Origin of the sequence: Ignavibacterium sp. (assembly GCA_032027145.1) — a bacterium.
Classification (GTDB): domain Bacteria; phylum Bacteroidota; class Ignavibacteria; order Ignavibacteriales; family Ignavibacteriaceae; genus IGN3.
Genome location: JAVSMP010000001.1, coordinates 2,651,758 through 2,665,453, shown reverse-complemented (window position 1 = coordinate 2,665,453; position 13,696 = coordinate 2,651,758). Strand labels below are relative to the sequence as shown.

General features: G+C 32.6%; 14 protein-coding genes. 1 reads left to right on the top strand and 13 read right to left on the bottom strand.

The window, feature by feature from the left end; translation table 11 throughout:
• Positions 1–7 precede the first annotated feature (7 nt).
• Positions 8–1,261, top strand: coding sequence for a hypothetical protein (locus ROY99_11170; protein MDT3696936.1), 1,254 nt, complete (start codon positions 8–10; stop codon positions 1,259–1,261).
• 48 nt (positions 1,262–1,309) lie between these two features.
• On the opposite strand, the gene ROY99_11165 is transcribed toward ROY99_11170, so the two are convergent.
• From ROY99_11165 to ROY99_11105, 13 genes are all read right to left on the bottom strand, one after another.
• Positions 1,310–1,714: an SPOR domain-containing protein gene (locus tag ROY99_11165; GenBank protein MDT3696935.1), complete on the bottom strand. Its 405-nt coding sequence runs from the start codon at positions 1,712–1,714 to the stop codon at positions 1,310–1,312.
• 67 nt (positions 1,715–1,781) lie between these two features.
• A complete protein-coding gene (locus tag ROY99_11160) occupies positions 1,782–3,272 on the bottom strand; it encodes a hypothetical protein (protein ID MDT3696934.1) in 1,491 nt (496 codons plus the stop codon).
• Between the two features lie 14 nt (positions 3,273–3,286).
• Positions 3,287–4,528: an outer membrane protein transport protein gene (locus ROY99_11155; GenBank protein ID MDT3696933.1), complete on the bottom strand. Its 1,242-nt coding sequence runs from the start codon at positions 4,526–4,528 to the stop codon at positions 3,287–3,289.
• A 73-nt stretch (positions 4,529–4,601) separates the two neighbouring features.
• Entirely contained in the window at positions 4,602–5,105 is a 504-nt protein-coding gene (locus ROY99_11150; protein ID MDT3696932.1) for an acetyl-CoA carboxylase biotin carboxyl carrier protein subunit, read from the bottom strand.
• Entirely contained in the window at positions 5,098–6,585 is a 1,488-nt protein-coding gene (locus ROY99_11145) for an acetyl-CoA carboxylase biotin carboxylase subunit (protein MDT3696931.1), read from the bottom strand. Before ROY99_11145 ends, ROY99_11150 begins: the two co-directional genes overlap by 8 nt.
• Before the next feature lie 8 nt (positions 6,586–6,593).
• Positions 6,594–8,939: an endonuclease MutS2 gene (locus ROY99_11140; protein MDT3696930.1), complete on the bottom strand. Its 2,346-nt coding sequence runs from the start codon at positions 8,937–8,939 to the stop codon at positions 6,594–6,596.
• Complete coding sequence (locus ROY99_11135; protein ID MDT3696929.1) at positions 8,936–9,457, bottom strand: CvpA family protein; 522 nt, start codon at positions 9,455–9,457, stop codon at positions 8,936–8,938. The genes ROY99_11140 and ROY99_11135 overlap by 4 nt, the downstream gene beginning before the upstream one ends.
• Positions 9,454–9,906, bottom strand: coding sequence for a GatB/YqeY domain-containing protein (locus tag ROY99_11130; GenBank protein ID MDT3696928.1), 453 nt, complete (start codon positions 9,904–9,906; stop codon positions 9,454–9,456). Before ROY99_11130 ends, ROY99_11135 begins: the two co-directional genes overlap by 4 nt.
• A 72-nt stretch (positions 9,907–9,978) precedes the next feature.
• Positions 9,979–10,392 carry a biopolymer transporter ExbD gene (locus ROY99_11125; protein MDT3696927.1) on the bottom strand — a complete coding sequence of 138 codons (414 nt, stop codon included), beginning with the start codon at positions 10,390–10,392 and terminating at the stop codon, positions 9,979–9,981.
• A gap of 12 nt (positions 10,393–10,404) precedes the next feature.
• Complete coding sequence (locus tag ROY99_11120; protein MDT3696926.1) at positions 10,405–10,938, bottom strand: biopolymer transporter ExbD; 534 nt, start codon at positions 10,936–10,938, stop codon at positions 10,405–10,407.
• An 18-nt stretch (positions 10,939–10,956) separates the two neighbouring features.
• Positions 10,957–11,652: a MotA/TolQ/ExbB proton channel family protein gene (locus ROY99_11115; GenBank protein MDT3696925.1), complete on the bottom strand. Its 696-nt coding sequence runs from the start codon at positions 11,650–11,652 to the stop codon at positions 10,957–10,959.
• A gap of 291 nt (positions 11,653–11,943) precedes the next feature.
• On the bottom strand, positions 11,944–12,636 hold the full coding sequence (locus ROY99_11110) for an SDR family NAD(P)-dependent oxidoreductase (GenBank protein ID MDT3696924.1): 693 nt from the start codon (positions 12,634–12,636) through the stop codon (positions 11,944–11,946).
• A complete protein-coding gene (locus ROY99_11105) occupies positions 12,629–13,681 on the bottom strand; it encodes a hypothetical protein (GenBank protein ID MDT3696923.1) in 1,053 nt (350 codons plus the stop codon). Before ROY99_11105 ends, ROY99_11110 begins: the two co-directional genes overlap by 8 nt.
• Between the last annotated feature and the right edge of the window lie 15 nt (positions 13,682–13,696).

Genomic DNA, 13,696 nt, shown 5'->3' with positions numbered 1-13,696 from the left:
GGTTGATATGGGCGGCAAAGTGTCTTTAATATTAGTTATGTCTTTTAGTGTTTTATTCGCATTGGTTGGAAGAAATATTTTAAGTAATAGTGTTACTATTACTGAAAATTATAGCGAATATTACAGTTCAACAAGGGCATCAAGTATTGCTATTAGCGGTGCAAATATTGCAATTAATAAATTATATCTTAATAAAAACTGGATGGCAGGAATCTCCAACTTGTCTTTTGCTGATGGAAAAATAGATGTTGATATTGATACTGTCGGATGGAATAGCAGAAAAATTGTTTCTATAGGAAATTATAATGGAAAAACTAAAACCGTAGAAGTAATTCTTGAACCAGAAAATTTTTCCATCTTCGGTAACTTCTATAATGTTATGGGTGGTGTTTGGTGGGCAACTGGTGATACCTTAGAGGGTAGATTTCATGCAAATGACTGGATAAATTGTTATGGTGATCCTATTTTCTTAGGACCAGCAACTACCTCCAAAGGTGTAAAAAAATATGATAAATACTCACATCCAGAATTTCACGGTGGTACAAAAGTAACTGAACCAATACCATTAGAGTTTGACACATCTGTAATTCGGATTGCTGCCTATACTAACGGAAAAGTATTTAGTGATACAACAAATAAGGGAAAATTAACAACAGTTGATTTGAATTTTCTTGCTTCAGGAGAAGTTCAATACAGGATAAAAATTGGTACTGGTGCTTATACTGCTTATAAAACAGTTCCACTTAATACATTAGCTCCCAATGGGGTTATTTATGTTGAGAGGGGTAATATAAATCTTCAAGGAGTTTTAGACGGAAGAGCAACACTTGTTGCATCTCAAAAAGGAAATTCTTCCGCTGGACAAGTTTTTATCAATAATAGTATTGAGTATAAAGATAACCCACTTACTAATCCTAATAGTGATGATATGCTGGGGATAGTTGCAGAGAATAAAGTTACCGTAACTTATGACAATTCAAGAGGAGATATAAATATTCATGCTTCAATATTCTCTCAGAAAGATGGATTAGTTGTGGAAAACTATGAAGGTTACACTACTGCTCACAAAATGAATTTGATCGGTGGAATCGTTGGGCAAAAAGTTCAGCCAACAGCAAAATATCAGTTAGTTGGTGGGAAGTATATACCTATAAAAGGATATAGTTATGTTCATAAATTTGATTCAAGATTTACTAAAGTAACACCTCCCTACTTTCCAAGTACAAAATTCTTCAGGGTTGTAAGCTGGTATGAAGATTAGTAATAATTGTTTTATTTATTAAGGCTGTCTTACAAAGGCAGCCTTTTTTTATTTATTAACGGTCAAAATCCATGCATCAACAAATTCTGTAATACTCCAAAGATTATTTCTAACTTCTTCAGCTTCTGTCCTGGACTTAAAGAATGGAATAACTTGAACTAAATGCAGCTTTAAACTTTCACTGTAAACAACACTGAATTTGTAATTTGTTTTTTTTCTGCTCATTTCTGCAAAAGAATTTGCCTTTTCTTCAGTAGTATATGCACCAACCTGAACAACATAATATGTTTCTTTAATATTTGGATACTCCCCTGTTTTAGGTACATCAATCGTTTTATCCTCCGGCACTTCATCAAAAACATATACTTGCTTTTGTTCTTCAGTATCCTGATGCAAAGTTGTACATCCAGCAAGTAAAAAGACAGCAAACAAAATAAAAAGACTTTTTTTCATAATTTGAGAAAACCTCCCATCTATAGAATGAGATGGATAACCATCTCATCCCATAGTAAAAGAAAACTTAAAATAACAAATGATCAAAAAGGTTATGAGGAATTATCGGAAAACTATTTTGGTAACTATATTTTGCATTAAAGAAAATACTACCTGGTATTGAACCAACATCAACTAAAGGGATATTAGCTTTGAATTTTGAATTAATTACTTTGATGAATTCATTTGCAATAATTCCGTGTGCCTGACTTGATGGATGAACACCATCTAAACTAAATAAACCACCCTGAACATATGTGGTTTTAAAAGGAATACCATTGATTATAGTACCTCCTGAAAAGTCCGCTGCTCTTAGTTCATTAAATTTTGTATTTATGTCAACAACAAAGAAACTACTTTGTTGAGCCACACCAGCAATAACATTATTAAAACCAGTAACAGCATTGTTTGAGGTTGCTATTTCATCTGGATCAAGAACAAAAGCATCCGGGAAAGGATTTTGTGGATGGAAGCCAAATGGTTTTGTAGTATCTACTCCTAATGGTATTGCAATATTGTTATCTCGATAAAATTTTCCTGTTAATTGTCCAAGTAGTCCCGCATAAGTCTGCCCTTTTAATGTAATAAGTGTACTGCCTGATAATAAAGCTGCTGAATCAGCAAAATTAATTTTATAAGGAAGCATACCTAAATTAGTTCCGCCCTCGTGGCTGGCATATATTAAACCAGTTAATGGTAATCCACTACCCTGCTGCATCAATCTTATTTGCCACCATTTAACAGCCGGGTTTACAGCAAGTGCTGGTCCTACAGTAGTAAAAAATGGAATAGCAGAAACATTTGGAATATTTCCAACTAAGACTCCCGGATTAGTACCTGATTGAGTTTTGTACTGTTGAATTCCTTGTGCAATTCCGCCAAATAATTGAGTAAACTGAGGAATACTAGTTGGTGCAGCAGGCGATGTTCCACCGGAAGTAGCATAACCCAATACATCATTATTTCCGATCCAGATTGTAATAAATGTTGGAGATAAGGATAAAGCTTGTTCTAATTGTGTTCCTTTGCCGCGTAAAATAAAATCAAAATATGGATTAGCAGAACCTGAAAATACGAATGAAGCACAGGTAGTTGAACTTCTCGCAAACAAAACATCATATGTAAGTGCACCCGGAATACCTAAATTATTGTATGCTTTCGGATAACTGGCATTTAACGGCATTCCACTGGAGGTATTAGTAAAAAGAGTAAAAGGACTTAAGCTCTGTACTTCCATTCTTCCGCCTAAACCAGGATCAGAAACATAGGGTATCTGATAATCTGTACCAACTTGTTTGGCAATTAAATTACCATAACTATACATCTGTGCGGATTCATAAATTGTTCCGCTCTGATATCCTGCAGTTATGCTGTTGCCAATTGTTACAAAACGGGTAAAATCAGCAGTACCGCTAACTTGATCTTTAACAACCGGTGTTAGATCAGAATAATCATCACAACCAATAAAAATCAGAGCTAATAAAAACAACGATACAAAAAATTTAACTTTCAATTTCATGTTAATCTTCCTCCTTAAAAACTATAAACAAAACCAAGTGAAAATATATTTGCACTTGAATTATAGGTGCCATTAAAGGTACTGTTTAAACCTGAATAAATTTCCTTAGAATCACTAACAGTTAGCTGTTTTGCGCGGATAAAAAGATATGAACCTGTAATAGTGAAATTATCAAATAATCTTCCTTCAATTCCACAGCTTAAACCTAATCTGTCAGACTCAGGTAAAGAGGGGTTTAAATACTCTGTTGATACAGGATTTTTATCAAAGTAAACACCTCCCATTAAACTAACCTGTTTATTAAGCCTGTAATCAGCACCAAATCTTATAATATAAGAATCATCGTACAATCTTGGACTGGTACTTTTTGTTCCTGTTTCTTCAAAAGTAACTTCAAGTTTATCATAACTTGACCAGCCAACCATCTGATAATCAGCACTTACTTTTAAATCTTTAGTAATATCAACTGCGATACCTACAGCAATATTTTGCGGAGTTGTAAGCTCTGCCGAAATATCACCAGAGGGTAACTGAGATTGAAGTTGTGCAGGTCCTGTAGAAGTTGCTGTACCGGTAAATCCATATTTTACTTCACTATGATATGAAGCACCAATCGTAAGATACGCTAAGGGTTTAATCATTATCCCAGCATTAAAACCAAATGCAGCGTTATCATTACCTTCCAATGAAACATAAGCATCATTAGCAAGGATTGTGCTCGGCTGAACTTTTCTTTCAATAACAACATTTGCAAAACTATAAACAAATCCTGCACTTAAAGCTATTTGTTTAATGGGTGCATAAGTTACAACCGGACTCATAGTAAAAGTCATAAGTTGAGTTTTTACTGCAAGATATCTTCCAATCCAATCATTATCCCATTCAGTTCCCAAACCGAATGGAGTTGTGAAACCAAAACCAACAGAGAATTTTTCATTAAAGGAATGAGTACCAAAAAAGTGCGAAGGAAAGAACACTAAATTCATAGCTCTGTATTTAGTAATATCAGGGTAAACACCACGGAAAGAACTTTGAGGTGCTATCAGAGAGGTGCCAAACATCAGGTGTGTTCCGGAAAACTGGGATAAACCAGCACCATTCCAATAAACAGCGGAAGGATCATTTGCAATTGCTGTAAATGCCCCTCCCATAGCAAGAGCTTTAGCTCCGTGCTCGTTAAGTTGAAATCCACCGGCAAAAGTATTTGTAGATATCAACAATAGTGTAACAATTAGAAGAAGTAACTTTGATTTCACTTTTTTTATCTCCTGAATTTAATTAGTTGATAATTAATTAAGCTAAAATTGTTAAAAATTTTCTAATAACAAATTATTTAACAGTAAATAAAGAAATATTTTTTTCGATTGCCGCACCTTCACTAACATGTATTTCTTCTAGTATACCATCAGCTGGAGATTTGATTTCGTTTTCCATTTTCATCGCTTCAAGTATTAACACTGCCTCCCCTTTTTTTAGAGATTCACCTTTTTGTTTTTTTATTTTTAAAACTAATCCTGGCATTGGAGATTTTACTTCAATTTTATTGTGATCTATGCTTTTAGATTTTGATAATAATTGAAATGCTTTTTCTTCAAGACTGGATTTTGTGTTTGCAATTACAGATGTACCATTTATTACAAATGACAGTTTACCATTTGAATTTGATATAACTGAAGAGTGAAAGAGCTTATCATTTAGCTTCAAAAGAAAATTATTATCATCAATAGCAAGTATTTGATATTCTACATCGACTCCATCAATCTCAGCATTTGACTCATCAATGATTTTTACGTTTTTAATCTTATCGTTTAATCTAACTACAAACTCATTCATGATTTAAATCCCACCATTTTGAGTAATTGTTTACATTTTTCTTTACACTAACAGAGGATTTTTTATCTTTCATTAAAGCAGCAAATAAAGCAGAAGAATCTTCAATATCATTCAATTGTTTTTCTTTAAAGTCAACTTCTGTTAAATCCATTGTATCGATAAAATTTATATCATAATCACCTTTGATAAACTTTGGATGATCAAGAATATGATAAAGAAAATCTTTATTTGTAACGATTCCTGCTATAATGTATTCAGCTAAAGCTCTTTTCATACGCAGAATGGAACTGGCTCTATCTTTATCCCAGCATATTAATTTTGCGATCATTGGATCATAATAAATTGATATCTCGGAATTTTCAGAAAACCCTGAATCCACTCTTACCCCTGGACCATTTGGTTCCACATATTTTAATAGTTTTCCGCTAGAGGGCAAAAAATTATTAGCTGAATCTTCTGCATATATTCTGCACTCAAGTGCAAATCCTTTAATTGAGATATCTTCTTGCATAAAAGAGATTTTATTTCCCGCAGCAATTGAGATTTGTTCGCGGACAAGATCAATACCGGAGATAAGTTCGGTAACAGGATGTTCAACCTGTATTCTTGTATTCATTTCAAGAAAATAAAAATTTTTATTCTGATCCATTAAAAATTCAATCGTTCCTGCGTTAAAATAATCACAAGCTCTTGCAGCATTAATTGCAGAGGTAACAAGTTTTTCCCTGGTTGCTTCATCCACAAAAGATGATGGTGCTTCTTCAATAATTTTTTGATGTCTTCTTTGTATCGAACATTCTCTTTCAAATATGTGTCTGAAATTCCCAAACTTGTCAGATATAATTTGAACTTCAATATGCTTAGGTTTTTCAATAAATTTTTCAATATAGATATCGTCATTTGCAAATGCTTTTAATGCTTCTCTTTTGGTCGATTCAAAAGCCGCTTCAAACTCTTCTGCTGAGCTAACTTTCCGCATACCCTTTCCACCACCGCCTGCAGAGGCTTTTAACAAAATTGGGAACCCGATTTCCTTAGCATAATCTAAACCTTCTTTAATGCTGCCTATCGGTTCAGTGCCTCCTGGAACAATGGGAACATTGCTTTTCTTCATTAAAGCCCGTGCAGAAGTTTTACTGCCAATCATCTTTACAGACCTGGATGAAGGTCCGATAAAAGTAATTCCTGCTCTTTCAACATCTTCAATAAAAGAAGCGTTTTCTGCGAAGAAGCCGTAACCCGGATGGATTGCATCAGCTGAGATTCTTTTTGCCAGCTCAATTATTTTATTTTTATTAAGATAAGAGTCTGAAACATCAGATGAACCGATATGATATGATTCATCTGCAAGTTTGGAATGCATAGAAGTAATATCAATATCGGAATAAATTGCTGCTGCCTTAATACCTAACTCTTTACAGGCTTTGATAATTCTAACAGCAATTTCACCTCTGTTTGCAATAAGAATTTTATTAAACAATATCTCTCCTAAATTAATTCAACTATCGTAATACCTTCACCACCAAATTCAATTGCAGCATAATAATAATTTTTAATTTTATCGTGATGTTTCAAAATATCCCAAACAGTTTTCTTTAATACTCCGGTACCTTTTCCATGTAAAATTTCTACTTTATCCAAAGAAGCCTGATATGCTTCATCAACAAAACGGATTACTTTATACTCGGCTTCCTCCGGCCGCTCACCTCTTATATCCAATCTGTAGTTAATTTCAGTAACCGGAAAATTATTAAAAGTTTCTTTATGTACAGATTTACTTTCAACTGCTTCAATCAGTTCAGATAATTTAACTTTCATTTTTATAGCACCAACCAGAATAGTTGCATATTCTTTTTCAGTATTTATGTCCACAATTTTTCCAACAGTTGATGAATTTTTAATACCAACTGTATCACCAACTTTATATTGTCTGTTGTTGTCAGTTTTATCATTCAGAAAAATAAAAATATTTTTGTTTTCTTCTTTAATATCTTTAATGATTTTTTTTGCTTCTTTTATAACTTCTTTACTGGCATCTTTTTCCCTGATTTCCTTAATCACTTTCTCTATTTGTTTATTTACACTATCTAAATACAAGTCACTTTCTGTTTTTACTTTCTTTAATATCTCCTTTTTTTCATTTTCAATTTTTTCATAGCTCCTTTTATACAAAGCTGATAAACCTTTAAGTCTTGTATTTTCTATTTCAAGTTCATTCAACTTTTTGTTCAATTTATTTGATTTTTCCTCAAGTTCAGAAAGAAATCTTTCCAGACTATACTTATCGTCATCAATATTTTTTTTTGCATTATTAAGAATTGATTCACTAATTCCACTCCTTTGTGCTATTTCAAAAGCATAACTTGATCCGGGTATACCGAGATGAAACCGATATGTTGGGGATAAATTAGAATGATCGAACTCCATAGCGGCATTTTGCATTTTCTTATGATTAAATGCAAAAACTTTAAGACTACCATGATGAGTTGTAGCAAAAACCAAGGAGCCTTTCTTCTGCAGTTCTTCCAATATTGAAGCAGCTAATGCAGAACCTTCAGCAGGTTCTGTTCCTGTTCCGATTTCATCCAAGAGTATAAGTGTTTTGGAATCTGATGAATTTATAATATGAGCTAAATTTTTCAAATGAGAACTAAAAGTTGAAAGATCATCTTCAATAGACTGCTGATCTCCGATGTCAATCAGAATATTATCAAATATATGAAAATTGGACTCTGAATTTACCGGAACATGAATTCCTGCCTGAAGCATCAAATTCAGTAATCCAATCGTTTTTAAAACAACTGTTTTACCTCCGGCATTGGGACCTGTAATTACAACTATATCTATGTCATTTAATTCAAAACTAAGAGGAACTGTATTTTGTCTTCCAAGTTTTTTTAATAACAACGGATGTCTGGCTTCAGATAAATACAAAGGTTTGTTGTTATCTATTCCGGGACATTCTCCAATAATCTCTAAAGAGTATTTTGCTCTCGCAAAGATTGAATCTATCTCAGCTAAAATTTCAAGTGAATCTATTAATTGTTCAGCTGATTGACCAATTACTTTTGTTAATTCTTTAAGTATTCTTTCAATTTCTCTTTTTTCTGCAAATGATGTAGAGATTATGTCATTGTTTAAATCGAGTGTTTCTTCAGGTTCGATATATACAGTCTGTCCTGTGGAAGATTCGGAATGAATGAAACCTCTTAGGTGACGCTTATGTTCAACTTTAACGGGAATAACCATCCTTCCATCCCGCAAAGTAAGATAATCTTCGCGGACAATATCTTCTTCTTTAAGCGATTTAATAATGCGATTAATTGATTTTACAAGCTCTGATTTTTTATTGTTTATTTCTTTTCTAAGCCTTGCCAACTCATTACTTGCATTTTCTTTAACTTCGCCTTGTTCAGTAATAATTTTTTCTATTCTATTCTCAAATAATTTATCCGAAAACAAACCGTATGCTTTTTGCTTAAGACTTGAATTTTCTTTTGCTTCCTGAAAAATATATTGTCTAAGCAATCTGGATGTTTTAGCTAATTTTAAAATCTCTAACAGTTTAATGCCGGTAATTACTGCTCCATCAATTCTGGTTTCTGACAAAACAGCAAATATCTCTGATAAATATTCAATAGGAGGATAGCCGACTTTATTGATTAATTCTTTAGCTTCATTTATTACATCTCCTTCATTTTTAATAAAGCTCAGGTTACTTACAGGTAGAAGACTCAGAACTTTTTTTCTGCCGGATTCAGTAATGGCGTATCTCGAAATGAAGTCTAGAACTTTAGGAAACTCCAATTTTTCTATAACTGATTTATTAATCATTTAAGAGTATCTTTTTCATTTATATACTCTTTTATTATGTCTTCAGTATCAGGAGTATAAGCTTTTAGAAAATCTATTGAATGTGGAATAACACCGTAGGCATATTTATAGAGGAGTGAGGAATTCTGAGTTTTTACATCAGGAAAATTAAAAACATTAAGCAGCAAAAAAATGGCGCTGATAAAAAACAGAAGCTGGATAACGCCAACCACTCCGCCAATTATCTGATTTATAAAATTGTTAACTTTATCAAAAGGATGGATTACCCTTTTAAGAATAGTGGTTACTATCATTAAGGCTATAAATAAAATCATTCCTGCCATAATTTCAGCGAGGTAATATTCAATATTCAGAACAGACTCAATTACTCTCCCGAAATGTGAAGATAAAAGTATTGCAACAATAACTGCAATTATAAAACCAATAATACCAATCAGCTTTCTAACAAAACCATCTTTAAATCCAAGCAGAAACCCTGTAAGAATAGCTAATAGTATTATAATATCAATATAATTCAATTTGATGCCAGAAAGTTTTCAACAATTGATTTAACAATTTTACCATCAGCTTTACCTTTAAGTTCTTTCATAACTAAGGGCATCAGTTTTGAAAAATCCTCCTTAGATTTTGCTCCGATTTGTGATGCTAATTTTACAACTTCTGCTTTAATTTCATCTTCATTAAGTTGTTTAGGAAGATATTCCTGCAGTACTTTTAGTTCTTTTTCTTCTTGATCAGCTAGATCATTTCTGCCGGCATTTCTAAACTGTTCAATAGAATCTTTTCTTTTTTTTGCAGCGGTAGTAAGCATCTGTAATTCATCTTCGGAGTTTAATGCTCTGCCGATACCGCTCTTTTCAAATTCCAGGATTAGTGCTCTGATTGATCTGACAACAGCCAGTTTGGTTTTATCTCCGGATTTCATAGCATCTTTAAGATCGTTATTTATTTTTTCTTTTAGATTCATAAATGCCCTCTATAAATTGAAAAGGCAGGTGATAAATCGAACCTGCCTTAGAAAAAGAATATTTCAATATCACTAACTTTTAATCAAAGCAGAATAATTGATCCTGAGACAATAAGCTTTTCTTAGAGCTTGTTGGATATCAGTAATTACTCCCATATCAACACTTTGATCAGATCTTAAAGAAACAATTACTTCTGGTAAAGCTTTTCTCTTTAAGTACATTATCTCTTCAACCTTACCAAGATCAATTAGTGAATCATTAATTTGAATTTTTTTATCCTTACCAACCCAGATATAAGAAACAATTCTTTTATTTTCAATTTTCTCAATAGCCTTCGCTTCAGGCAATTTAAATTGAACAAGAACATCAACCTCTCTCATAGTAGTAACGCACATAAAAAACATAAGAAGCATAAACACAATATCAGGCATTGATGTAGTAGGAATTTCTTGTTTTGTCTGGGCACGTCTTTTTTCGAATGTCATAATAAAACCTTGTTATTTCTTTATTGATTCTGGTTCTGCCAATGAGATTATAATAGGCACTGCATCCTTTACATCATCTTGCTGCTCTTGATTCACGTCATTGAACTTTTTTCCAAATTTTCCATTTGAATATTCATCTCTGACTTCAAAAAACGCCTGTTTAATTTGATCCAAAGCTGCAATATAGACGTTATAAACCGTCTTTCGATCAGTTTTAAGTGAAACAATCATTTTCTTATTAAGCGGCAGACTAATTTTAGATTCAATTCTTGGTTTTAATAAATCTTTAATTTTAAATACAGGTACAATATTTCCGTCAATTAAAACTTCGCCGTTTTCATTAACTAAAACAGCTGCCATTCTGCTTGGATCTACTTTTACTTCTATTTGCTCGTCAGGCGGAACATATTCAGGCAAGACTAAGCCTAATCCTGTATCAACATCTATTACAGTTGAAACAAGAAAGAAGAGTAACAGAAGAAATGCCAAATCAGCTTGAGAGGCAGTCGGAATTTCGGCATCCGGAATTTTTCTTTTCTTAATCATTTAACTTCCCTTAAAAAATTACTTCTTTGGAGATTTCATTTCATATAAAGCATCTATCAATTCAATAGAAGTTTGTTCCATATCTCCAACCAGTCTGTCAATTCTTGATACGAAATAATTATAGAAAACTTGAAGTATCATTGCTACTACAAGACCAAAAAGAGTTGTTAAAAGAGCAATAGCAATACCATCAGCAACGATTGCAGGAGAAATCTGAGCAGCTTCTTTAATCGCATCAAATGCCTCAATCATACCTTGCACCGTACCGGTAAAACCAAGCATAGGTGCTAATGTAATAAATGTGGAAATCCAAATAAGTCCTCTTTCAAGAAATCCCATTTCAATTCCGCCGTAAGCAGAAATTGCTTTTTCAGCTGCATCTAATCCTTCATTATATCTTAATAATCCAGCATAAAAAACTGAAGCCACTGGACCCCGGGTATTTTCACATATTTTTTTTGCTGCTTCAATACCGCCGTTATTTAATGCCTTTTTAACATCAACAATAAACTTCTTAGTATTGGTTCTTGCTCTGGTCAATGTCCAAAGTCTTTCAAAACAGAATCCTAAACCGATAATAAGTGATGCAAGAATTGGATGCATAAAAATACCACCAGCAACATATTTCTCGGTGAGCCAATTCATTACCCCACTATCATTAGTAGCTTGGGCAATAACATTGAAAATTGAAGCGATAGTTAGTACTAAATCCATAAAAGATAACCTCCTGGTATATTAGACAAATCTAATTATGTAATTAACAAATAATTTTCTTAAAAACGTGGTTCTACAATAAGTATTTCAAAAAACAAAGTCAATAAAATAGTTTAGTTAGACTCCTGAAAAATGATTGTTGAAACTATCCTGAATCAGTTTCAGAATCACAATAAAGAGATTCTAAAATAGTCTGCTTTTGCAGACAGAATGACATTCTATAACTTTAAGTTTTCATAATAATTTCTCAGAAGTATGACAGTCTTTAGTTAAAATAAAATTTATACATTTCTATTTATTAAATCTGTATTTTAACCTTAAAATATTTCCTGAAACAAAATTATGATTTTCAATCAAAGAATAAACTAACTCCCCTATTTCATTCGATTTTATCCATGTAGTATAATCTGCATTTTTTTGCCATTCTCTGTTTGATGGTGTATCAATTATGTAGGGTGCTATTGCATTTACTGAAAGATTTATACTTTTTCCTTCATCAGCAAGAGATTGAACAAGATAATTAAGTGCTGATTTTGATGCACCATAAACAAATTTAAGCTTTTCAGGCTGTAAAGATGTAAATGCGGATGTAAAGCAAATTGAACCACTATAACTTCTTTTAACAAGTGATACAAAATGTTTGGCTATAAAGAAATTTGATTTCACATTAATATTTATCATTCTATCGAAATCTTGTTCTTCAGTTTCCCAAACACTTGTTCCTCCGTAATATCCGCCAATAGTGGAAAAGAGATGCAATTGTGTTTTGTCTGATGTATTAACTTCGTGCAAAGCAGCTAGAACATTGTTTTCCACACTCATATCTTTAATATTATATGTTTTTATCCTTTCATCAGAAAATGTTTCTTCAAATTTTCTATCGAAAAGAATTATTTCTTTAAATGGTTTTTGGATAAGAGTTTTGACAACACCTTTACCAAGAGCACCTGAAGCACCAAAAACAATTAATTTTCTGTCAATCATTTTTTTCGTCCAATAATTTAAATTTTGCAATAACAGGAAAATGATCGCTGTAACCGCCAAGGTATCTGTTTCCGCCATAAGTTGGAAATGGTGCACCTTTAAATTTACCTGTTCGGGTAATCATAAAATCCGGTTTATAAACTTCAAATGAATTGCACTCGTAAACTATATCAGAGCCAACAACCAATTCCTTTGAAACAATAATCTGATCAAGCATATTGAAACTATCTTGATAAAAATAACTACCAAATCCATCAGACCAGGCTTTATACGAAGTGTTGAATAGGGTTGTTCCAGAATCCTCCGAAAATGAACTGGAATCTATACTGTCACATAAAAACGAAGAAGCTCCGAGGGTTTCAGTAATGGATACATTGGTTGGTTCATCGTTAAAATCACCGACAATAATAATTTTGCTATTGGGATTATTATTAAAAATTGAATCAACAATTGCTTTATGAGTTTGAGCAACTTTAATTCTTCTTGGTTCAGATTCCTGCTGTCCTCCTCTTCGTGAAGGCCAATGATTTACAAAAAAATAAATCGTATCGGTTTTATCAAACAAAAAAGTTCCTAATAATATTATCCTTGTATTATAATTATCATTAAACTTTGTTTCATATCCTTTTACATTCAATAATGAAAGTCTATCAGAATTATAAATAATACCGTTATCTATTCCTCTGAAATCTGGAGATTCAAGTGAAACTGCTTTGTAATTTTTATCTGATAGAAAACTTTTAACCAATGAATCAAGCAGATATTCATGTTCGGATTCACATACTCCAAGCAAGTCCGGTCCGTTATTGTTATTCATAGATCTGATAACGCGGGCAAGATTATAGAGTTTACGCTCAAGTCTTTCGTTTGTCCATTCTTTCTTACCGGTACTCAGGAATTCTTCATCGCTTGTTTTTGAGTCATCTATTGTATCGAATAGATTTTCAATATTCCAGTGGGCAACAAATAACTCATTCTTTGCTATCTGAGCACAAGAAAGATTAACTGTTAACAATACTAACAATAAAACTTTTGATAAATTCATTTTAATCCGTTTAAT